The organism is Paenibacillus sp. FSL R5-192 (assembly GCF_000517845.1).
Lineage (GTDB): Bacteria > Bacillota > Bacilli > Paenibacillales > Paenibacillaceae > Paenibacillus > Paenibacillus amylolyticus.
Genome location: NZ_ASPR01000049.1, coordinates 90,553 through 113,181, shown reverse-complemented (window position 1 = coordinate 113,181; position 22,629 = coordinate 90,553). Strand labels below are relative to the sequence as shown.

At 40.9% G+C, this 22,629-nt stretch carries 19 protein-coding genes; 10 read left to right on the top strand and 9 right to left on the bottom strand.

Annotation, left to right across the window (positions count from 1 at the left end; genetic code table 11):
* The first annotated feature begins 4 nt into the window (after window positions 1–4).
* From C161_RS25715 to C161_RS25695, 5 genes are all read left to right on the top strand, one after another.
* The gene (locus C161_RS25715; protein WP_036673702.1) at window positions 5–1,837 is read left to right on the top strand and encodes a hypothetical protein; all 1,833 of its coding nucleotides are present in this window, start codon (window positions 5–7) and stop codon (window positions 1,835–1,837) included.
* Window positions 1,824–2,102, top strand: coding sequence for a hypothetical protein (locus C161_RS25710; RefSeq protein ID WP_036673701.1), 279 nt, complete (start codon window positions 1,824–1,826; stop codon window positions 2,100–2,102). Before C161_RS25715 ends, C161_RS25710 begins: the two co-directional genes overlap by 14 nt.
* A gap of 223 nt (window positions 2,103–2,325) precedes the next feature.
* Complete coding sequence (locus tag C161_RS25705) at window positions 2,326–2,868, top strand: sigma-70 family RNA polymerase sigma factor (protein WP_036673700.1); 543 nt, start codon at window positions 2,326–2,328, stop codon at window positions 2,866–2,868.
* A 13-nt stretch (window positions 2,869–2,881) separates the two neighbouring features.
* Window positions 2,882–4,297 carry a DUF4179 domain-containing protein gene (locus C161_RS25700; RefSeq protein WP_036673699.1) on the top strand — a complete coding sequence of 472 codons (1,416 nt, stop codon included), beginning with the start codon at window positions 2,882–2,884 and terminating at the stop codon, window positions 4,295–4,297.
* A gap of 174 nt (window positions 4,298–4,471) precedes the next feature.
* Window positions 4,472–6,979 carry a WG repeat-containing protein gene (locus tag C161_RS25695; RefSeq protein ID WP_036673698.1) on the top strand — a complete coding sequence of 836 codons (2,508 nt, stop codon included), beginning with the start codon at window positions 4,472–4,474 and terminating at the stop codon, window positions 6,977–6,979.
* Between the two features lie 154 nt (window positions 6,980–7,133).
* Here the strand turns inward: C161_RS25695 and C161_RS25690 are convergent, their stop codons facing one another.
* Both C161_RS25690 and C161_RS25685 read right to left on the bottom strand, forming a co-directional pair.
* Window positions 7,134–7,607 carry a YbaK/EbsC family protein gene (locus C161_RS25690; protein ID WP_036673697.1) on the bottom strand — a complete coding sequence of 158 codons (474 nt, stop codon included), beginning with the start codon at window positions 7,605–7,607 and terminating at the stop codon, window positions 7,134–7,136.
* Window positions 7,608–7,661: 54 nt separating this feature from the next.
* On the bottom strand, window positions 7,662–8,219 hold the full coding sequence (locus tag C161_RS25685) for a helix-turn-helix domain-containing protein (protein ID WP_036673696.1): 558 nt from the start codon (window positions 8,217–8,219) through the stop codon (window positions 7,662–7,664).
* 431 nt (window positions 8,220–8,650) lie between these two features.
* On the opposite strand from C161_RS25685, the gene C161_RS25680 reads away from it, so the two are divergent.
* The 5 genes from C161_RS25680 to C161_RS25660 all read left to right on the top strand — a co-directional run bounded on the left by C161_RS25680 (window position 8,651) and on the right by C161_RS25660 (window position 14,556).
* On the top strand, window positions 8,651–10,450 hold the full coding sequence (locus C161_RS25680) for an ABC transporter ATP-binding protein (protein ID WP_036673695.1): 1,800 nt from the start codon (window positions 8,651–8,653) through the stop codon (window positions 10,448–10,450).
* Window positions 10,447–12,195 (top strand): ABC transporter ATP-binding protein, encoded by a 1,749-nt coding sequence (locus tag C161_RS25675; RefSeq protein ID WP_036673693.1) that lies wholly within the window; start codon window positions 10,447–10,449, stop codon window positions 12,193–12,195. Before C161_RS25680 ends, C161_RS25675 begins: the two co-directional genes overlap by 4 nt.
* 83 nt (window positions 12,196–12,278) lie before the next feature.
* Complete coding sequence (locus tag C161_RS25670) at window positions 12,279–13,241, top strand: ABC transporter substrate-binding protein (protein WP_235193937.1); 963 nt, start codon at window positions 12,279–12,281, stop codon at window positions 13,239–13,241.
* Between the two features lie 403 nt (window positions 13,242–13,644).
* Window positions 13,645–13,854, top strand: coding sequence for a hypothetical protein (locus tag C161_RS33185; RefSeq protein ID WP_143780989.1), 210 nt, complete (start codon window positions 13,645–13,647; stop codon window positions 13,852–13,854).
* A gap of 303 nt (window positions 13,855–14,157) precedes the next feature.
* Entirely contained in the window at window positions 14,158–14,556 is a 399-nt protein-coding gene (locus C161_RS25660; RefSeq protein ID WP_081746009.1) for an RDD family protein, read from the top strand.
* A 358-nt stretch (window positions 14,557–14,914) separates the two neighbouring features.
* On the opposite strand, the gene C161_RS25655 is transcribed toward C161_RS25660, so the two are convergent.
* From C161_RS25655 to C161_RS25625, 7 genes are all read right to left on the bottom strand, one after another.
* Window positions 14,915–15,100: a hypothetical protein gene (locus C161_RS25655; RefSeq protein ID WP_036673690.1), complete on the bottom strand. Its 186-nt coding sequence runs from the start codon at window positions 15,098–15,100 to the stop codon at window positions 14,915–14,917.
* Between the two features lie 176 nt (window positions 15,101–15,276).
* On the bottom strand, window positions 15,277–15,681 hold the full coding sequence (locus C161_RS25650; RefSeq protein WP_036673688.1) for a hypothetical protein: 405 nt from the start codon (window positions 15,679–15,681) through the stop codon (window positions 15,277–15,279).
* A 529-nt stretch (window positions 15,682–16,210) separates the two neighbouring features.
* Window positions 16,211–17,713, bottom strand: coding sequence for a PIN-like domain-containing protein (locus tag C161_RS25645; RefSeq protein ID WP_036673686.1), 1,503 nt, complete (start codon window positions 17,711–17,713; stop codon window positions 16,211–16,213).
* A 119-nt stretch (window positions 17,714–17,832) separates the two neighbouring features.
* Window positions 17,833–18,372 carry a DUF4145 domain-containing protein gene (locus C161_RS25640; protein ID WP_036673684.1) on the bottom strand — a complete coding sequence of 180 codons (540 nt, stop codon included), beginning with the start codon at window positions 18,370–18,372 and terminating at the stop codon, window positions 17,833–17,835.
* Window positions 18,373–19,074: 702 nt separating this feature from the next.
* The gene (locus tag C161_RS25635) at window positions 19,075–19,722 is read right to left on the bottom strand and encodes a restriction endonuclease (RefSeq protein WP_036673682.1); all 648 of its coding nucleotides are present in this window, start codon (window positions 19,720–19,722) and stop codon (window positions 19,075–19,077) included.
* Window positions 19,723–20,575: 853 nt separating this feature from the next.
* Window positions 20,576–21,604 (bottom strand): hypothetical protein, encoded by a 1,029-nt coding sequence (locus tag C161_RS25630; RefSeq protein WP_036673680.1) that lies wholly within the window; start codon window positions 21,602–21,604, stop codon window positions 20,576–20,578.
* A gap of 292 nt (window positions 21,605–21,896) precedes the next feature.
* Window positions 21,897–22,301: a hypothetical protein gene (locus C161_RS25625; RefSeq protein ID WP_036673678.1), complete on the bottom strand. Its 405-nt coding sequence runs from the start codon at window positions 22,299–22,301 to the stop codon at window positions 21,897–21,899.
* Window positions 22,302–22,629: the final 328 nt, after the last annotated feature.

The window sequence follows — 22,629 nt, the reverse complement described above, 5'->3', positions numbered from 1 at the left end:
TGACGTGAATGGATTCAAGGAAAAATTCCGAAGTTTTTCGAAGCTGTGTACGGAGGATTATTTGATTCGGTATGCCAACAAGGGGTTGTACAAAAGGTCTTTGAAAGAGTTGGACAATGGTGTAAGTGTAACGTACACATGGAATGCATCATCTGTGAGTTGTCAGCTCAGTGACGGGACACAATGTACGCTTGAAAATACGCTGGATCATTGGGAATGCTCCTGCCCGGCCGATCATATCTGCAAGCATGTGCTGATTGCAATTCTGTATGATCAACGGGAATATACGGCAGAGGATTCAATGAATGCAGACGAGAAGCATGTGCTGGATAAGGACTCAGGGATATCGGATAATGATCCGTTGGATGTATCAAAAGACGTATCAGAAACAGAAACAGAAACAGACTTAGTATCAAATGTGGACGATCCAAGCGAAATTCCGCATACGGTATCACGTGAGATCGAGTCTCGCTTCCGCTGGATGACGGAGTCTGACCTTACAACACTGATTAAATCGTACAGTTCTTCCATGATTGAGGAAGTTGTTTTCCGACTGAGATACCCAGAGGAAATTAAGATCATTGAAGATTCACTTCTTACGGTTCATCTGACCATCCAGAATATCGAGGTGTCTTTTACTGAGGAACCGAACCTTGCCAAAGCACTATGTAAGGTGCAGCAGACAGCCGGGAAAATGGCCAAGCTTGAAGCTTTGCTACGGTACCGGAACCTAAAAGGCCTGGATGATACGGATGCATTAAGTGGACGGGTGTACGAGGCCAAGTTCTCTCTTCAGACAGTAAAGGAAAGTCGGGTTATGCTGGCAGGATTGTTGAAGACGGGACTGGCCCGCCTTCCTCAGTCCTACATGGCACAACTGGAGACTCTGGCAATTGCAGCTCATAGTGGCAACCTGCCTGACATAGAACGCAGTTTACGAGGGATTCAAGGGGAACTACAGTTGTTTTTCAACAGACATATACGTTTCTCCATGCAATCCATGTTGGATCGGGTAAGCAAGCTGTATCTTGCACTCCAGGTTCTTGAAGAAGAAAAGGTGTCTGCCATTCAGCAGAGTCAGCTCATTGGCAGTTTTCGAAGTAAATACTATACGGTGCCTTCACTTCACCTGTATGGACTGGGAGCTGATGCGTGGGAGACACGATCCGGTTTCCGTGGAATCACCTATTATTTCTATTGTTTCGATGATGAGGAAATTTACACCTATAGCGATGTACGTGCTGTATATTATGATGATCAGCAGTTCTCATATACAGAGCATTATGGTGCATTCACACCATGGTTGCCTAATCTGACCTTTCGCCAGTTCGTGGGTGAAGAAGTTCAATTCCATTCAGTTAAAGCGAATGAAGAACGCCGGATCTCTTCCGGGGAAGGTGCCAAACTTGCGATTTTGCCACGAACGGGTGTGGAAACGTTGAATCTGGGCAAAACCATGCAAGACGTAACGAGCGTATTTCAAGAGGAATCGCGATCGTTCGACTTGTTTGCTGCTCCCAAAGAACGATTGGCTGTGATCAAAGTTGCTCGAATCGTGGACCATAGCTTTGTCAAACAAACGCAGGAGCTTGTCCTGACGGTTGAGAATACCGAAGGGGAAAGATTGGCACTCACTCTCCCGTATTCATCTGACGGGCAGGCGATGATTCAAAGACTGGAGTCAGGATATGGTTCCCAATCGCTTGAACACTTCTATGCCTTTGTGCGTGTGGAACCAAAACGGATTAGCCCAATCAGTTTCCTGAAGGGTCAAACGGTGCTCAGTCTAAAACTGGATATCGGTAATGGGAGGATGGGCAGACTTGGAAGAATATAATCAGTTCATGCAGAGAATTAACGGCTGGTCAGAAGAGTTGCTGCTGCGCGGGTTATCCCAGTTTACGATCCGAGATATTGAGGTACTCGAGCAACTCGCAGCGGAATCCTCGCGGCTGCAGATGAGTTTCCTGCATGAGTTGTTGAATCACCTCATCAAGGAAGGACGTAGCGTGGCTCTTGGACAAGGTAATGAAGAGTTGCTGTTATTTCAGTATTGTCGTCTCACCCAATATGTACAGCTCAGTGTGCAAGAAGAGGCGTAATATTAGTTAGCAATCCAAGCGAAGGCACATGAAGCGATATGATGTAATAAATAAGATATAGTATAGAATATAAGAAGATTTGCGGAAGACCACAAGGTCACTGCAAATCTTTTTTTATCGTGGAGTAAGTAAAAGTCATTTGTTAAACGAATATAGGTACGAAGCACAGATCAACACGAGTATTCGTGATCATATGAGCATGGAAGGGAGGGGACATCTAATCGTGGAAGAAGAACAGATACGGAAGGCAATAGCGAATCGTGATCCTGAAGCCATGGAATGGGTGATGAACCACTACGCAGGTTTGTTATGGAAGATTGCTCATTCCATCCTACATCATGCATCGACAGAAGAGATTGAAGAATGCGTAGCAGATACATTTTTTGCTTTTTGGCAGAATCCGGATGCATTCCAGTCTGGGCGAAGTAGCCTGAAAAATTACCTTGCAACAATCACAAAACATAAAGCGATTGATCGCTACCGGAAACTTAATCGAAGAACTGAGCTTACATATGAAGAGGAGATTCATTCGGTGCAAACGGATGATTTGTTGGTTCAGATGGTCAGTAAAGAGACATATACGGAACTTAATCAAATGATTGAATCTTTTCCAGAACCGGAACGTGAGATTATGAAACGTCGGTTTTACGAAGGACAGAGACCCCATGAGATATCAGAAGCATTGTCCCTACACGTTAGGCAAGTCCATAACAAGCTTTATCGCTCCAGGCAACGATTGAGGACATGGTGGATGAACAGGAAATAAAGGAGGGGATCAAATGCGAAAATCCGAAAAAGAATTCACTGAGCAGAACCTCTTTAATATTAAAAAGTTGTTCTATGATAAATTGGCGCTGAATGAACCACCAACCGTTACGAGATCAGATTCATCATTTTATCCACCTGTATTATATCCATCCGCTCCATCCGCACAGACCAAGAAGTCCATGAATAGGAGAAGAAAGTATCGCAAAGCCATCTATGTTCCTGTAACCGCTGCGTTATCGTTATGTCTTGTGACAGGGGCAGCTGCATCGGTGGGCATCATTGACCTGCCTTCTATTCTTCATTTTCTAGGTGCAGATCGGATTGGCATTCTTCAGCCTGTTCATCAGGTGAGTGAAGATCAAGGGATTCGAATGGAGGTTATAGGTGCTGTCAGGGACGGAGATACAACGGAAATCTATGTTTCATTATCGGATCTGACGGGTCATCGCATTGACGATACACTGGATGTATATGATTACAGAGTAACCGGAGGTAATGCAAACAACGCTCAGATTATTCATTATGATGATGCGAATCAAACAGCTATTGTCCGATTCCTCATTCAAGGAAAAGTCAGCAAAAATCGGATTACCGTTCAGATCAATACGCTGATGTCAGGTGCATCTCGACAAGATGGTTACAACGTACAAGTGGACTGGAAGCAGTTGTTACAAGAAAAGCAAAACAATAGTTATGAAATCATGGAGCGAGATCGTATAAGTGGCTTGGGAGGTACAACCGATATTCAATTGGAAACCGATCCAATTCCCGTACTGCATCAGGATGTAACGAATATCCCTGTTGAGGGTATTAATTGGGTGCATATTTCCAATATAGGTTTTGTGGAGGGCAAGTTACACATTCAGATTAATCCGGATAATGAGATTGGCGAGTATAATCATGGATACTTCTACTTCACGGATGAGCAAGGCCAAAAGCTCGATATTCCCCAATATTCCATTAGCTACGGGAGATACATGAAAAATGGAGTAGACATTGGTGGGGATTACATTGAGTATGTGTATGATCTGTCTGCTGTTGACAATTTAGATAAGCTGAGAATTCAAGGCAGCTTTACGAGCATAAGTGAAGTTGTGCAGGGAAATTGGAAAACTACTCTTAACTTGAGTCAAAATGCTTTGAGTAAAACAGGAAACATTCAGCTTGATACAAATGGAGGCTTACAGGCAAATGTTACTCTTTCCCCGGTTGGTGTCACACTTACAGGTGAGGCACTGAGTATGATTCGGATGGAGGATCTGAGTATTGAAGTGCACCTGAAGGATGGTACAAAGTTGACTGGCGAATCCGGTTTCCTCCAGCTGGATCAGGATCTCATTAAGTGGATTTCCCCAAAGACCATTCCGGTGAATGATGTGAGCTACCTGCTAATCAATGGAGAGAAAGTAACTTTGCAAGATAAATAATATAAAAAGTGAATCAAAGAATCGGGGAATAAGTGCAATCAGAAGGCTGTTCTGTTATCGGAGTGGTAAGTGAGAATATTCTTTAGTTCAACTTATATAAAATGAATTACATGTCATATCCCGATTTATGACGCATACCATTAGGCGAATGCGGTCATAAGGGAGGAAACTAAGATGTCCATGAGCGAACCGCTGTTAACGCAAATTGTGAATCAACATATTCCGGCTGGCGCAACGGTCGTCACTATTGATAAACCTGTTCAACATCCAGCGATCTATGCGGCAGATCTTACCGGTGACGGTATGCCGGAGATTGCTGCAGTCTATCAGTTGAATGGTGAGCTGTATTTGCTCATTCTGAAATTTGTTCAAGGACATTGGATCAAGATGGCACTAATTAAGGGATTGGGGTATGGGGTGACTTTAATGACCGCAGCCCCTGTAACTTCAACGGCTAGGAACAATCTCATTATCGGTTGGCGGATTGGTTCTATCTGGTCTAAGCTTGCCGTATATGAGTGGACGGAATCCGGGCTCAAAGATCTGGCGCCTGACGATCTATACTATAGCTATGCAGAGATTATAGATATGCCTGGTCCGCATGGCCGAGATGGGAAAGTGGAGATTGCACTCTGGATACATGACACAGGGGAAGCCTATCGTGTGGAGATTATACGATGGCAGAATGGGAAATGGGTTCCTGCACCGGACGTATATGCAACCTATTATCCCAAAGTGGTGCAATATTACGAGCAACTAACCCAACAATATCCTGATTATATCTTTTACTGGTATTACCTTGCGGATGCTCAGTACCACGCGGGCCAGTATCCGGCAGCTCTCGCTTCAGTTCAGAAGGCACTCAGCTTCCCGGAAGCGTATCCTTCCAGAGAGGTACTACAAGAGTTGGAAAAGAAAATTAAGCAGGCGATGGTCCCTATAAGCCATGCCCGGGTAACGACATGGTTATATCCAATCTCCGTTCGAACCACGAGTGGGACGCGTTGGGGGTATATGGATGCACAAGGCCACATTCGGCTTGAGCCGGTACTGGATGACGCGCAAGAGTTTCAGCCCAATGGATTGGCTGTGGTTGTGAAGGGTGGTCGTGCCGGCGTTATTAACCTTCAGGGACAGTATGTCGTTCAACCTGTATACGATTCCATCAATTCCTTTTCCGAAGAACGGGCGATAACAATTGATTCTCAAGGATTTAAGATGATTAATGAACAAGGTACAGTCCTGACCAAACGGGCGTACCCGTATATCTCGAATATGAACGACGGTCGAGCATTATTTTACGATTCTAATCCTGGTCAGGCAGATGGATCGGTGAGTCGGTATGGTTATTTGGATGCGTCGGGCAATGAGGTGATACCTGCACAGTTCGCTTCTGCGAATGATTTTCAAGATGGTAAAGCGGTTGTGCAGATTAAGGACAATGAATATGCACTCATTAATCGCAATGGTCATCGGCTCGCAACGTATCCATATGCCTATGTGGGACCACTAGGGGATGGACTGCTTGCTTTTCAAAAAGAAACCTCGGGCAAATATGGGTACATCGACGAACGGGGTAATATTCGTATTCAGCCCAAATTTTCATCGGCATTTCCTTTTAACAACGGGCAAGCGATCGTTAATACAGCAGAGGACTACAAATCGATCTACGGTGTTATTAATACGCAAGGATCGTTTATCATTCAACCCGCCTATAATGACATCCGCGAACTAGGCGAGCATCGTTATGCGCTGGGGCAAGCGATTAACCCGGAGCAACCTTATATCGGCTCAGTGTATGCGATTGCAGATACCAACGGTAGAAGGCTTACGGAGTTCCTATATCGCGAAGTAGGCAATTACAAAAACGGCCTTGCTTCCGCATCGGATGGAAGACAGACCTATCTGTTGGATTTGAGTGGAAGACCTGCCGCTGGGTATCCCCATGTAGAAGGTTCGGGTACGCTGGAGGTCGTGGCACCAGATCTGATTAAGGCCTATGTAGACCAGCGTTTATCGTATGTGAATCGGGCAGGACAGATCATCTGGCGGCAAAATACAATCGTTCCACTTCATCCACCGTACCGTGTACGCGAAGAGAAGTACAAACCAAACAGGGACTACCTCGTATATTATCCGCAGGTGGAGGGATTAACGAACCAAGCGGAGCAAATTGCGCTGAATGCCAAGTTGAAGCAACTCTCTCAGGTTAAACCGATCCCTGCCGATCAGCAGCTGGATTATACGTATACAGGTGATTTTGATGTTACGTTTTATCAGCAACAATTGCTGCAACTGCAACTCACAGGTTATAACTACCCGGCGGGTGCAGCGCATGGTATGCCTACGATGATCTATGCGATCATTAATCTGACAAATGGTCAGTTGTATGAGCTAAAGGATTTATTTAAACCGAATAGTGACTATGTAAAAGTGTTGAGCCAGATTGTGGGGGATCAGATCAAAAATGATCCTCAATACTCGTATGTGTTTCCGGACACCTATACGGGGATTAGTGGGGAGCAGCCGTTTTTTGTCACAGCGGATGCTCTTCATCTCTACTTCAACCCGTATGATATCGCACCCTATGCGGCAGGGTTTCCAACGTTTACGATTCCTTTTGTCCAGATCAAGGATATCATTAATACAGAAGGTTCGTTCTGGAAAGCTTTCCATGAGTGATTGAGGGTACAGCCAACATTTTAACGAAAATATACGCTAGGGACGTTAAGGCACAAAGACAGCGGATTTTTCCTGCTTTAAGCAAATGTCCGCTGATGCTTAGCTTATATAACAGTCAAAATGTTGGCGCTACCCCATATAGAACTACTATAAATCAATCATTCCATCCTTTACATACATCAATCCACTCTGAATAACTAGAGTATTTTTCTAATTGTTCTATTGTAAGTTCAATAGCACTATTGCTACTCCCGCAAGCTGGATAGATTGTCTCAAAACGTTTTAGAGATATGTCTAGATAAACAGAAACATCATTTTTAATAGCAAATGGACAAACACCTCCAATGGCATGACCAACCATATCAATGGCTTCATCAGGAGAAAGCATTTTTGCTTTTGTTTTGAAATACTCTTTGAATTTTTTGTTATCCACTTTTGCATCCCCGGCAGCAACTACTAAAACAGCTTGTCCATTCACCATAAAAGAAAGTGTTTTTGCGATTCTCTCTGGCTCACAACCTAATGCAGTTGCAGCCAAATCCACGGTTGCACTAGATACTTCAAATTCGATAATTTCAGAATCCATACCATATTGTTTAAAAAAATCTTTTACTTTTTCAATTGCCATAATCATCACACCTCATTTTTAAATATTTTCTAGAAGATTATAGATGAAACTTGCCTATGTTCTTGGGTAAAAAATCATGTTGTAAATGACACATGGTTCTTGATAGGGATTATTATAGGAATGAAAAACATTAGCACGAAAGCGGAGTGCTTGATTTTCTTTTAGAACAATTTTTTTTGTGTTGACTACCAGCTCTAACATACCTTGTACCACAAAAACATATTCTTCCACACCATCAAGGTGCCTTTCAGATGGATGGTGACATCCAGGATCAAATTCGATATAAAATATTTCAACGTTACGGGTAGGGTCAAAAGGAAAAACAGGAAATGCTCTCATTTTTCCATCATTTTCAATGATAGCGTCTTTGGACCGTGTATCAACCACATTGCACTCATCTTCTAGCTCTTCCAATAATAAAGATAAAGGAACTTTTAAGCCCACTGCGATTTTCCAAAGAGTTGTAATCGTTGGTGAAGACTGTCCTCTTTCAATCTGTCCAAGCATAGGCTTACTTACATCAGTAAGTTTAGAAACATCTTCAAGTGTAAGATTTCTCGTTGCTCGTATTTCTTTTAACCGTTCTCCAATAGTTAATACTGGCGATTGCATTGCATCACTCCTTTTGTATGTTATAGCATTATAAAATTTAATATAACATACTTATAGTTGAGTTCAATAGGCGGCAGTTAAATGATGTAAGTAACTACTTCACATATTTATCCATACGAAATGGAAAATATTACGGGAGTTACAGATCAAAGAAGTCATATTTATCTATACAATCAAAAACGAAAACTTTCTCCAACAACAATTTTCTTTGCTTGGCGAGAATGTAAATACTTCACCAGTCATTCTCAAGTTACGCGACGAGGTCATATGTCCAATAGGGCTTATAAGATGCTGTGAGACAACAATAATCCGTGATGAGGTATTATTGCTCCGTGAAGAGGTAGTGATCATTCAGGGCTCTATGAGATATTAATGTGCGTATATAGCACTGAGCTATATTGAGAATGATTATTAATATCAGGAGGGGTGAGATGAACAACACATCTGAAGTGTCGGGACTAATGCAAGTAACGAAGGAGCGCAAAGGTCTGCTGATTACAGCAAGTATCTTCTCGACCCTGTCGAGTCTGTTGCAGATTGTTCCTTTTGTCGGAGTGTATAAGATCGTCGAGGAACTGCTAACGCATGCGGGGCAACCCTCTGCCATGGACAAAGATCTGTTGATCTATTGGGGGATCGTCGCATTCGTAGCCCTCATTGCAGGGCTTGTTGCGCTCTATATCGGAGGGATGTGCTCACACATCGCTGCGTTCAACATTTTGTATCAGCTCAGAGTGAGACTTGCGGAGCATGTTGCCAAAGTACCCATGGGGTATCACACTCGGACGGCAACTGGTGAGCTGAAGAAGATCATCGAAGTCAGTGTGGAGAAAATTGAGAAGTTTATCGCCCATCAGTTGCCGGACCTGGTAAGTGCGATCGTTATTCCACTGATGCTCTTGGGATATCTGTTCTGGCTCGATTATCGCATGGCGCTGACGCTTTTGGTTCCAATCGGAATCGGGTTCTGGCTCCAAAGTCGCCTCTTTCGCAGCGAAAAAGGCCGCCAGGCTTATCGTGATTTTCAACTTGCCATCGAAGAGATGAATGCGACGGGTGTTGAATACGTGAGAGGTATGCCGGCAGTGAAAGTATTTGGGATTACAGCCGATTCGTTTCTAACGTTTAAACAGGCGGTGACGCGGTACCGGGATATTTCGTTGAAAATAACAGATTTGTGTAAAACATCCTACGGGCTGTTTTTTGTAATCATGATCTCGTTATTTACCTTCATCGTTCCGGTGGGTATTCTGCTGTCGAGTGGAAATGCGGGGAATCAGTCGTTTGCGATCACGTTTATTCTGTTTCTGATCATTACCCCGAGTCTATCTGCTCCGTTATTGAAGTTAATGTATCTGGGTAGTGGGATGCGAGAGATTGTGGAAGGACAGAAACGGATAGAATCGGTGTTTGCCGAGCCGGTTGTACAAGAACCTGAGTTGCCTAAAGTTCCGGATACATATGAGGTTGCCTTTCGGCAGGTATCTTTTGCTTATGAACGTAAGGAGAGCGAAGCATATAAACCTGTACTTGAACAGATTGATTTTGTAGCCAAAGCAGGAGAAATGACCGCACTTGTCGGACCTTCTGGTGGGGGGAAGTCAACCATTGCTAATCTATTGCTTCGTTTCTGGGATGTACAGGAAGGTGAGATTACGATTGGTGGAATTCCGATTCAGGAGATGGGGACAGAGAAACTGATGGATACCGTGTCCTTTGTATTTCAGGATGTACATTTGTTCTACGATACGATTGAAGAAAATATTCGGATGGGCAATACATCAGCTTCATTACAGGACGTTATAGCTGCGGCTCAAACTGCTTGCTGTCATGAATTCATCGAGAAACTGGATGCTGGATATGACACCAAAATCGGAGAAGGCGGCACGTACCTGTCCGGCGGCGAAGCACAGCGAATTGCTATTGCACGGGCACTGCTTAAAAATGCTCCCATTCTGGTCCTGGATGAAGCGACGGCCTACGCAGATGCAGAGAATGAGCACAAGATCCAGCAAGGTCTGGCCCAATTGGTTCAAGGCAAAACAGTACTGATTATTGCTCATCGTCTTACAACGATTCGTGCAGCAGAGCAAATACTCGTGATCCGCAAGGGAACGATTGCCGAGAGTGGGACACATGATCAATTGCGTGCATTAGGCGGAGTGTATGAGCACATGTGGCAGGCCCATATCAGTGCAGCTTCCTGGAAGCTTGGAGGTGCAGTGCGATGAAGAATTATTTATACAATATATCTGGGGGTAACCCGCGTAGTCTGCTACCTTCGGTAATTGCAGCGATTCTGGACGGGATTACAAAGATTGTTCCTGCGGCGCTGCTTGTGGATATATTCAATACGATCTATAAGTCTTTTGCTGATCCGGACAAAGGACTGGATATCAACCGAATGTGGATTGTATGCTGCATCCTGTTTGCCTGGCTTCTGGTGGAGTATGCGGCTTATGCTTCGCTCTATGATAAGACCTATCGGGCAGCATACAGCCTTGCGGCCTCAGGAAGGTTGAAGTTGGCGGAACATATTCGCCATCTGTCGTTAGGATTTTTCGGAAAACGTGATCCTGGGGATCTGACAAATCTGATCCTGAGTGATTATGGTCAGGTCGAGCATACGATCTCTCACAATCTGTCACAGCTGATCAGCGCGATTGTGCTTCCGGTACTCGCTTTTGGCGGACTTCTGTTGTTGGATTGGAGAATGGCCGTAGCCATGTTTATTGCGGTTCCCTTAGGTGTGGCTCTGTTATGGCTTACGGATTCCATTCAGGCACGACTGAGTGAGAACCATGTTCGAGCCAAAAACGAAGCCGCTAGTCGGCTGCAGGAGTATCTGAGCGGTATTCGTGAGATTAAGGCCCACAATATGGGGGGCAAACGTTTTGAACGGCTGCGTCGTTCTTTTGACGAATTGAAATCCGCTTCCATTCGGTTGGAAGGCATAATGGGACCGATGATCATGGGCGCGATGTTGCTTGCACGATCAGGGATGACATGGATGATTCTGGTGGGCAGTTATTTGCTTGCAGGTGGTGAGTTGTCCTTACCGGTATTTCTGTTATTTTTGCTGGTAGGTACAAAGGTATTTGAACCGTTGACGGTTGTACTGATGAGTTATGGGGAGATGCGGTACTCAGCATATAGTGCAAGACGCATTATGGATGTGCAGCAGGAGGCCCAGATGGCAGGAACGGGAGATGTACAGCCCAATCAGGCGATTTCATTCGACCGGGTGACCTTTGGATATGATGATCAGCAGCCGGTGTTGAAAGACTTGTCGTTTACGATTGAGCCGCATACCATTACTGCCTTGGTTGGCCCATCCGGTAGTGGTAAGAGTACAGTCACACGTCTCATTGCCCGCTTCTGGGATGTACAGCAAGGAACCATTCGCATTGGTGGCAGACCCGTTGATCAGATGGACCCGGAGAAGCTGTTAAAGGATATCTCTGTGGTCTTCCAGGACGTGTATCTGTTCCAGGATACAATCGGCAACAACATTCGTGTAGGAAAGAAAGACGCTTCGCAATTCGAGATTGAGGAGGCAGCACGCAGAGCTTGTTGTCATGAGTTTATCTCCAGTCTGCCTCAAGGGTACGATACGCTCGTTGGCGAGGGTGGATCGACGTTATCTGGTGGGGAGAAGCAACGTATCTCCATTGCACGTGCTTTGTTGAAAAATGCATCGATCGTTTTGCTCGACGAAGCCACCGCTTCACTTGATCCGGAGAACGAAGCCGCGGTGCAGCAAGCGATTAATGAGCTAGTCGCGGACAAGACGGTTATTTTGATTGCACACCGATTAAAGACCATTCAGAATGCCGATCAGATCCTTGTTTTGGACCAAGGTCAGCTCGTAGAGCAAGGAACTCATGCGCATTTGTTAGATCACTCAGGCATCTACGCTCGGTTGTGGCAATTACAACAGGATGCAGAAGGCTGGCAGGTAAAAGTAAACGGATAATGAGTTCGATGAGATAGATAAAGTAACTGAAGCAAATAAGCCTCATGTGGCTAATGAACTGACATAAAAGGAGAATGACAACGATGTTTAAACGAATTCCTGTATGGATTGCACTATGCTGTATGCTCACCTTGGCGGCCTGTGGAACGACCCAGACGACCAATGAAGTGGCGAGCTCCTCAGAGGCAACCACACAAGCGACGACCAAAATGATTACTAACCCTAATGGAGAAGAGATTACGATCCCTTTGAATCCAGAGCGCATTGTTGATCTATCCGGCTCTACAGAAGAACTGTTGATCATTGGGAAAACACCTGTTGCAACGATGAGTGCGGATTACGGTAACCCGGAGGAAATCACTCCAACCATTAAGGATCAGCTGAGTGCAGATACCGTTAATCTGGGCTGGTATGGTTTCCCGTTCAGTATTGAAGCTATAGCGGGTGCCAATCCGGATCTCATCATATTGGGTAAGGATTTTAACATGGATCAGTATGAAACTTTATCTAAAATTGCACCTACAATTGCATTGCCTTACTCTTACTATGATTGGAGAGAACGCCTGACATTCTTGGCAGATACGTTTGGAGAAGAAAGCAAGAAAGATGAATATCTGGCCAAGTATGATGCCAAATCTGCAGAGTGGAAACAAAAGCTGCAGACGGCTGTACATGGTGAATCCTTTGCCGTCATTGAGACATATCCAAACAACCTGGTCATCTATTCCAATAAAGGGGCAGCTGAGATGTTATACGGTGAATGGGGCCTGAAGCGCACAGAGGGTATCCCTGATCCAGAGGGCTGGGGCGGTAAACAGATTGCGCTGGAGGCTCTGGCTACCGTTAATCCGGATCGTCTGTTATTGATGGAGAATAGCGAGAATAAGATGGTAGACAGCAAGGTGTGGAATAACATGAACGCAGTGAAGAATGAAAAGATCTATAAAATCTCTAATGTCGATAATTACAATTATTCGTACACAGCGATGGGGAGAATGGAGCTTATGGACCGCCTGGGTACGATGATTCTGGAAGGACAGAAGTAGTCGTTGGATTAGAGCAATTGAAACGATAGATTAAATTTAACTTTTAACAGAACCTAACAACGCCTATGTTAATTGTGGAATTGTGGAATTTGTTCGAAATCATGTAACTTGAGCGGTTCTGGCTGCGTTTAGACATTGGGGTGATCTGATGTTGGTGAACGCGGTTCAACGGTACATGGTATTAGGACTTATATTTATAGGGATAAGCTTGACTGCATATCTCGTTCTTGAAAGGGTTGAAGGGTACCATATTACAACGACAGAGTATTACGGCTTACGCAATGCAGGGGGATTAATATATATTCTTTCGCTTATCCTGGGATTCGGTCACTATTTAGTCGCTTTTTATGTTGTTATTATTAGCCCGATCTCATGGTTGTTGCGGAAATATGTATGTTTTCCTATGGTGAGAACTTTCATCTATATGATTGGGTTTGGATGGGGCGGGCTGTGGGTTTTTGATCTCATGTACAATCCATATTTCGTGAATGGATACCATCTGAACCGAATGACATCGATATGGATATTTGCCATCGCCGGTTTAGTTTATGCCATTGTGGAGAATAAGATTTGGCGAAGAGGGCAGATGCAGAACGAACAGAAGGCTACTTAACAAATGTTGAGTAGCTTTCTTGGTTTACATAATTATTATGGTGTTTTCATTAGGGGCTCAGTTAGAAAGGATTATGTAAGAGTAAGTAGTTAGTGAACATGAACAGCGGTTAAGTTAATTCGATAGTTTGTTATAAAATTCACAAAGGATGCAATTAAAATGAGTTAGGAGTTTTATCGTAAAAAGGTAAAATTTTCTGTTATACTATTTGGGTTGTGTACATAAAGTTAGATATTTTAATGAAGGGAGTTCATGAAGTAAATTAGCCATTTAGTTTAAAATTGTAGTTTGGAGGAAAGCATTTTGTATAAAGCAGGTTTTTGGATTAGATTAGGAGCAGGTGTATTGGATAGTCTTATTATTTCAATTCCGTTAGTGATTATTGCAGGTGTGCTGACGGGTAACTTTGATACGGATGAGCCGATTGCCAAGCTACTTAGTGCGTTATACTCAATTTTATTACCAGTTTACTGGTATGGTCGAACCATAGGCAAACGCATATGTGGAATTCGAATCCGCCAATACGATACACACGAACCGCCAAAAATTGGTACGATGCTGATGCGAGTTGTTGTAGCTGGACTTGTGTACGTATTAACTTTGGGTATCGGAGTTATTGTGAGTGCTTTTATGGTCGGTCTGCGTGAGGATCGACGTGCGATTCATGACTTTGTAGCAGGAACAGAAGTAGTTTGGGACTAATTCGAAAAATATAAAGAATTCGCTGTACAGGGGTAAAAATCACTGTGCAGCTTTTAAATCATTAGTACTGTTTCACAAAACTCGTATTTTGTACATATGTATACAGTTTGCATTTCCTCAAGCAGTTTCTTTTGAATATCAATCCTCTTCTACATAAAGACAAACAATGACAGCCAGTTCCAGTCAAGTTGATGTTGTTGAAAGAATCTAATTCGCTGATTTGCGATTTTTCTTATAAATAATCCATCTCCATTAAAGGATTTGATTAACCTTTCAACTCCATTAATTACGAGGTAATTATAATTAGTGTGCTCCATTAACGAAGTAAACAAAACATTAACTGACACAGATGTCATGTTCAGACTTCGATCTTGGGATTTGTAGATTTCTTTGGTTTTCCATAATAATCGACAATGAGTATTTCTCCCTCATGGCTCAATAGATTACCCGCTATTACTTGAGTTAAATCTGGACCTATATTGTTTAATAAAATAGTAACCTTATTCTCAAAAAAAACAGTTCCTGTAGTCGCTGGTGCTTCCATACGGTTCACTCCCATATTAGTAAAGTTCCGTTCGGATACTACTATTATTTAACAATTAGTTCCTTCACCTAGGAAACTAGGTGTTTTCTATGAGTGTTGCTCGTTTTCACTTTGAACGCCTGAATAGTGAACTGGAGCCTAAAATTCAAATACATCTGCTATATTGACATAAAGGTTTACAGATATTTGAATGCACTGACTATTCCATAAAAATCCAATATGAGAATACTGCTATTAGCTAGAACCATTACTAATCTGAATTTATAAATCGAATCAAAGTCAGCATCAGGGTCATCAACTACCTTCTCAATTAAATCCATCATGCGTTTTGGAAATAACAATGCAATAGTTGTAAATAACATCGCAAATCCGCTTAGCAAAATGTAAATAAGAGCACTCGCAGCCGTTTTAATTAACGAATCAGCTTCTCGAGTGACGGTTGAATTTTTTGATGCTTCGTTGAAATTTTGTGTTATCTGATTAAATTCAATAGACGACCAAATTGAGATGCTTATATTAACAATCGAAATAAGAATCAAATATATTATTGCCAAATTAACTGACCAATGATTAGTCTTCATGTGCCTTATCCCTATGCCTATTATCAACAAAGAGATACGTGTTACGTAGCTAAACCATATAATAACGAAACTTTCCTATGAACTTCTTTTATCTTGCGATCAGTAAGCTAATGAAAAAATAGAAACGAAGACACTGGAATACATAAGAATCTCACTATCAGTCATCCCTAGTTATAAATATAAGACTGATAAATGAGGGGTGGCCTGAAGCAGCTGATTATCAAAAGGAGATTAATTCCATTTATAAATGCTAAAACATCCTCCTAATAATAGGTTGATAAGTATTGTTCAGAAAATACTGATTTATAAACGGCAACTTTATATAGATCTCTCCCTTTCAAGCAAAGAATGATACACGTAATTAAGATTACTACTGAAGTGAAAATTGAAATGTGAATACATCAGTTAACATGTGATGCCCGCTGTATTAGTTTTTAATGAATCTCTTGCTTCAATTGTACTGAATGAATTACTAATGGAGTTTTAGCATCTAATATCGGAAAAGAACTCTCTGGGTTATGAATAGAAACTATTCTTCTTCTTCCCGTAACCTCTCTTCGTAGTCATCTTGAGCTTCTTTTTGTCGAATACGTTCTTCAAGATCTGCTTCAATTTCTTCCACGCTAATGTGTTCCTCATTGGCAAAAGCTGATTCTTTTTGTTCCTTATTTCGTTCAAATTCTGCCTCAAGTTCATCAGTACGTTCCTGGTCTTCGTAGGGTTCTGTATCTTCTTGAAATGCATCATCATAATCCTCATCATGACCTAGCGGATCAGTTGAACTGATCACTTCAACTTCATCCAGTTCAATGTAAGGTGAATCAATATCAATTAATTTAATTTGATCGTTATGTGTACCAGAAAAAATTTCAATATAAACCCTTGCATCTACCTGACATTTTATTACACTAGGAAGCTCAATGTTAGGTTCTCTACTACCAACATAATAATTATGATCAACATATACAGTAAAATTCACCTTACAATTAATAATCACTATTTCATCATCAATATCATTCATATAATTATTAATCTCTATATCTTCAACCACATCCACTGCAATAAAGTCTGAATTATATTCGATACTTTCTATATTTGTAAGCTTTTCTTCAATTTCTCCGTGCATATTTTCGTTAATATAAATTTCTATTTGCTCAGCTAATTCATATTCTTGATTATCAACTTTCTCCTGTAGTTCCTCGAAGTTTCTGCTTACAAATTCAAGACTCATTTTAATAAAATCATTGAAGTATATGACAAACACTTCGGCATTGTTCGCTTCCATCTCTTTACGTAGTTCTTCTCGTACTTCTACAATCTTGTTATCTGTTAGTTTGAACCAATCTTCTTTTTTATCTCTTGTTATAAACAAAATAGGTTTTTTTTCTTCATTGGACTTTTTTAATAATTCCTTCCAAATGATTAAATCCCCGAATTTATTTGTGGCTTTGTTTCGATCACTGTATCCTGGCGGGATACTATTTTCATATCGTATGGTACCTTCTTGTTCAATATCTGAGACCTCTTCGTCAGTAAACCCAGTGCTAGTTCTAGAACAAAGTGACTTTTGGAATACTTGTACCAATTTTGATTGAAGGAAATCTTTGTTCTCTTCGGTTGATAAAGCTACATTTAATTTGAACTTGCTGATTGCATCATACAAAACTTTATTTATATCGATTTCAGCAATTAAATCTGACAGCAACTCATGACCTTGTTCATCTAGTTTTTTGTGTAGCGATTGAAATTTTTCATCTATGGCCGAGATAGTTTTATCGAACTCCCTATCAAAATTATTTAGACTTCTAATTGAACCAGTTATTTCACCGGTATAATTGAGTTGGGGATCCATCTCAACATTAGCAACATGGGAAGGAATCCAAATACGATCTTCAATAAAAAGTAGAGTGTCCATTGCATATTTAGAAAGCGGTGAATTACATTCTTGTAAAAAAAGCAATGCAGATGTGTCAACGGATATGAGAGCACTTTTCCAAAGTCTCCTGAAATCTTGTTCACTTAGATAACTCATCTATTCTCCTCCATTACATATTCAGCTTGTATGTTTCGCATTTACCAGTAAAACTTAAAATCAGTTATAAGCGTGACCATGTGACCCAGATCTCTCCTCTTTATTTAACTCAGCTTTAATTACTCACTAAGACTACGATTATGTAAAATAAGAAATAAGGAATTTATTTCTGTACATAGATTTTTCAGTACATCATAGGAAGGCAACCCAAGCTGCGCTTGAAAAGATGGATGAGCCTGCATATTCCTAAATTTTCTTATGTTATGGAATTTATACTTTTGTTCAGTATCTATAATTCTTCTCTTAGACAATCTGTCAATCATAGCTGAAAGTGTCACACGGTTACCTTCAGAGTAATTTGATCCATAGACCTTCTCGTGAACATGAGCAACGGTAGCCTCAAAAGCCTTAAATGCTTGATCCAGCGATAGTGTCAGGAAACTCCAATATAAATAACCGTAGGCAAAGAGAGCTTTAGATACTTCTAACATCTCTTTTATGTCTGGAACAATATGTTCATTAAGATCAAGCTTATCGATCAACTCTATCAAGTGACTCTCCGTAATTTTTTGTTCTTCACCTGTCTGTAGATTGGGCTTAACAAAATAACTAAAAAGTTCATCAGCTTTATAAAAGTTCTCATTTGTTATTCGTTTCATATACATACCCCACTTTTCCAATAGTTTACTTGCTATACATCATATATAATAAATATTATCGGCTACTTAACTGATGAAACATAACCCTTGTTAAAGTTTCAAGTACTCACCTATACTTATGGATCAGAGAAGAGAATGATTGACTAAAAGTTGCAATTACTAGGAGTGAATATACTTTGTCAGCACAAACAAACGTCTCCTTTTCGATTTCTCATAGCCACAAAGCTGCAGAGTGGGATACAAAGAAAAATAAAAGGATTTCACCGAACGATGTAACTGCAGAATCTCATCGTTGAGCATCGTGGGTATGTGAGTTTGGCCATGAAGAGTTTAACCCGGTAAGGATCAGGGTTCGTGATGCCGGCTGTACTGACAATTTACTTCTGGTGAAATGATTAAGTACATCTCCCCATTCTGATGGCAACCAAACCTCATCACAGCTGATACTTTCTAAGATTGCTATTATTCCCTTATCATGGTCACTGTCTTTGTGTGTGCACACAGTAGCATTTACTTTATCCTTACCTACTATGTTTTGAAGTGTTTAGCCACTCTGATTCATCTCCACCATCTACCATTACCGATTTCTTTTAATTATGTACTCTTATTTCTAAATAGAACGAGTCACCTTTATTCAACTTAAACGCTATAAACTTTCCCAATATCCCTTCCTCCTCTTCCCATGGATAATAATATATATTCTCATTTACTCATCACTTTTTTTACATACTTCTCGGCCTTGTAATCCTTACGAACTTCATGCAGCGTAGTTGAATTTGTCTCTGACCAGGAATCAAGTAACCTTCTGGGTTCCGCTTCGATTATTTTACGTGCTTCAAGGGTGTCACCAGCCCTGAAGGCCTCAATAATGTTGGATAAGTCAGTTCGATCAATCAATTTCACATAATTGATACCTGCCAGCATTTCACATGAATCTGTGAATCTGGTTGTTGCAATGACAACCGCTTTTTTGGCCTTATAGTATCTCATACAAGAGAAGACTTCTTGAACGGCACTAATGCCTACCGGATTTTCTACAGCGTATCTTTTGGCTTGGATGACATTTCTGACTCCATCCGGATCAGTAAAAACTACGTCAGCTCCAAAGTCACGACTACCCACAGTCTTATATACACCGGAGTAGCCTAGCTCGATTAATAATCTGTATAGGTACATTTCAAAACCTGAGCCGTCACCCATCCTATCAATATCACCTAAAGTGATATCTCTTAGATCGTAATCCTCCTTATCAAATACAACGATAGTCTTTTGTTTTCTCGACAAGATGAGAATTAATATAGACAACACAAAAACTGCAGCAATAATCAGCAGAAAAATAATATAGTCCATTAGGTCTACCCTCCTTCTAATTTCTAGTACAACAATACCATATATTTCAAGGTTATAGATAGAATTTGTGATCGTAGTATTATGAAAATCAAGATTTTGAACTCTGTTAACAAGCCGTAGGCCAAGGTTTGAAGCGGATGACCCGGTACTTTTGTGAGCTTTTAGGAGTCTCCAGATCCGGCTACTATCGTTATCTTCAAGCAGCAGATGGTACGCTTAAAGCAGGCTCAGCGCGATGAAGATGTCTTTAAATGGGTGAAGAGAGCCTTTCATCGCCCAGGTTTTAAGAAAGGTTCACGTTCCAGCAAAATGACGCTCATCATGAGTTTGGTATCGTGTATAATCTCAAACGAATTCGCAGATTGATAAAGAAATTCGGTTTGGTCTGTCTTCATCTGAAACCCAAACCATTCAAACGGATGGTTAAGGCGGCTCAGGAGCACCTAACATTACCTAACCTTTTATAGAGAGACTGCATGAAAAGAATCCCTGGTCTCGCTCTTCTGACGGATATCACCTATCTACCTTAGTGACAGTCCAAGATGGCCTATTTGTAAACCATCCTCGATATTACTATCTAATCCGAAATGACACCAAGTTCCTGTCCTTTTCGGCAATGGAATAATGTCCTTGTCCCTCTACAAAAAAAGCCGCTATAATAGCGACTTCAATGAGACTATGTTCTTGTTCCTCGACACCCTTTAATCCTCTCTCAGCACAATCTTGCTGGCGACATCCTTGATCCTATGGCTGGCAGATTTTTGTTTCGCGTGTTTCATACATTCCACTTTTTAAAGCTATAACATTTGAGATCTTCACATAAGAAGATCTCGTTTTTGTGATTTGCTACAAATTACGGTAATTGCATTGCTCGATTCATAAAAATCTCATCTACTTGACTCAATGTCATTCCAAAATGTGTACTAGCTCTTTCAAGTATAATGGGATCGTGTATTTCAGGAACGTAATTGTTTCCGTAATCCGTTAAGATATCGAACTCCTTCATCATATAATTGTAAACTGTGTCAGCATCACTGTTTTTAGTATCACCGAATTGTTCACTTTTAGTTGCATAATATGCGAAGGAGGTTGGGGTAATTCGGTTTTTTCTGTAGAGTGCTACGTAATCATTAAAGCTAAAAGGAGATTCATCTTTGTAAAAATCATTTAAATATTTGTAGTAATTAATCAAATCCTCATTTCGACCCTTATAGTTCTTAGGGATGCTATATAAGGACTCTAATGCTTTTTTATCATCTCCAGCTTGGCCATAGATATGATATTTTGAAAAGTGATACATCATCTGGAGATCCTGATCTGTTGTTTGGATCTTATCAATAAACTCCGTTATGAGAGCGTATTGTCCTGTGGCTAAATAGCCATTTAACTCATCCCAAACCTTCTCGCTCTCGGTCGCTGCGGTCTGAGAATCACTCGTGCTAAAAGAATACGTATATCCGATCATTTTTCCAAGAGTCTCTTGGGACAAAACAAATTCACCCTCAAGATTCTCACCTTGTTTACCAATTATGTTTTGAACTGAAATAGGTTGTATGATACCTGCTTGAGACGTGATTTGAAGGCTATACTTTCCAGGAACTAACCCTGCTCCATTATTAGAAATCAACTCACTTTCTAACTTACCATTATTGACTTCAACTTCTTTCTGAGCTGAGAATCCATCTTCACCTGTTATAGATAAAACAAGTTTCATTCTATTTGGTAAATTAGTGGTGCCGGTGAAAAGGAGTCGGCTATCCTTATCGAAATCTTCTTTTACGGAAAGTTCAACATGGAGACTACTACTTGCTTTCTCTGAGCACGCACAGAATAAGAGAATTATACTAAGAAAGAGTAGTATAGATTTTGCATTGATTCTCATAAGCTATGTTTATACCTCCAATTTTTATTACTCCTTATATCGGAGAGACAGTTTTGAATGTTGATACCTTTAGAGATTGCAGTTATTTCGCAAGTTATAGACTTTTTCTAATTAGAAAGGATTATGGGTTTGGCTTATTAAGCCATCTAAGTCCAGCTTGTCCTAAACCTAAAAATTCTACTACCCAGTTGTATATATTAAACGGTTCTAATCCTATAAAATATAAACTACGCGTACAACTCCTTACAGTTGCACGCTCTTTTTTATGTCTTTGTAAGCCACAAATATCCAACTAATTACTAAAAAAGCATGTCAAACGTAAACCAAACGTATCTTTTAAATAAGTATCTGTTGCTAGGATAATTTGTTTCATAGAGTTTGTGATCGCTAATATTGATACTCCTGGTTGGACAATAGAAATTTCAAATTCTGTTTCATAACCAGCTCTCACCATCTTTTTTAACATATTTAAAGTTTGTAAGTTCCCTTTTTCAAATCGTGTTTCACCATAGCTTTTCTGTCTCGAATTTTCCCTTTCAATCATTCTTTGTATTATTTCTAATACATTATCATTCCAAACAATTGATTTTTCAGCTTGGCCGCAAACTTCATATAGATCTGAGACACGAGAACCGGGATGCTCTCCGTGTGAATACTTACAATGATAAAGATGAAATATAATTTTTCTATGCTGCATATCAATTTTAATAGAAACAATATCAGCAATTTCCCCTGATCCATCATCGTCAAAAATTATGTCTGAACTTTGATCGGTTTTAAGTGCATATGATCAATGTTTAGGTATTCATCTAATCGGCAATCGGATCAAGTTCTTGTCTTTTTCGGTAATCGGTACAAGTTCTTGTCCTTAGCTTGGGACAAGACTTGTACCCATAAAATAAAAAAGCCGCTAAAATAGCGACTTTCAATGGGACAATGTTCTTGTCCCTCGACAATAAACGACCATTACCAGGTTAAGGTGAACGACCATAACAGTAATTTGCTTTAAAGTTGTTGCTATTACC

What these genes read in the sequence shown, in the direction of transcription:
- C161_RS25680 (WP_036673695.1), top strand. Translation starts at nt 8,651, where the DNA reads ATGAACAACACATCTGAAGTGTCGGGACTAATGCAAGTAACGAAGGAG.
- C161_RS25645 (WP_036673686.1), bottom strand. Translation starts at nt 17,713, where the DNA reads ATGAGTTATCTAAGTGAACAAGATTTCAGGAGACTTTGGAAAAGTGCT.
- C161_RS25675 (WP_036673693.1), top strand. Translation starts at nt 10,447, where the DNA reads ATGAAGAATTATTTATACAATATATCTGGGGGTAACCCGCGTAGTCTG.
- C161_RS33185 (WP_143780989.1), top strand. Translation starts at nt 13,645, where the DNA reads ATGGTGAGAACTTTCATCTATATGATTGGGTTTGGATGGGGCGGGCTG.
- C161_RS25700 (WP_036673699.1), top strand. Translation starts at nt 2,882, where the DNA reads ATGCGAAAATCCGAAAAAGAATTCACTGAGCAGAACCTCTTTAATATT.
- C161_RS25635 (WP_036673682.1), bottom strand. Translation starts at nt 19,722, where the DNA reads ATGGACTATATTATTTTTCTGCTGATTATTGCTGCAGTTTTTGTGTTG.
- C161_RS25655 (WP_036673690.1), bottom strand. Translation starts at nt 15,100, where the DNA reads ATGGAAGCACCAGCGACTACAGGAACTGTTTTTTTTGAGAATAAGGTT.
- C161_RS25625 (WP_036673678.1), bottom strand. Translation starts at nt 22,301, where the DNA reads ATGCAGCATAGAAAAATTATATTTCATCTTTATCATTGTAAGTATTCA.
- C161_RS25640 (WP_036673684.1), bottom strand. Translation starts at nt 18,372, where the DNA reads ATGAAACGAATAACAAATGAGAACTTTTATAAAGCTGATGAACTTTTT.
- C161_RS25690 (WP_036673697.1), bottom strand. Translation starts at nt 7,607, where the DNA reads ATGGCAATTGAAAAAGTAAAAGATTTTTTTAAACAATATGGTATGGAT.
- C161_RS25650 (WP_036673688.1), bottom strand. Translation starts at nt 15,681, where the DNA reads ATGAAGACTAATCATTGGTCAGTTAATTTGGCAATAATATATTTGATT.
- C161_RS25670 (WP_235193937.1), top strand. Translation starts at nt 12,279, where the DNA reads ATGTTTAAACGAATTCCTGTATGGATTGCACTATGCTGTATGCTCACC.
- C161_RS25685 (WP_036673696.1), bottom strand. Translation starts at nt 8,219, where the DNA reads ATGCAATCGCCAGTATTAACTATTGGAGAACGGTTAAAAGAAATACGA.
- C161_RS25695 (WP_036673698.1), top strand. Translation starts at nt 4,472, where the DNA reads ATGTCCATGAGCGAACCGCTGTTAACGCAAATTGTGAATCAACATATT.
- C161_RS25630 (WP_036673680.1), bottom strand. Translation starts at nt 21,604, where the DNA reads ATGAGAATCAATGCAAAATCTATACTACTCTTTCTTAGTATAATTCTC.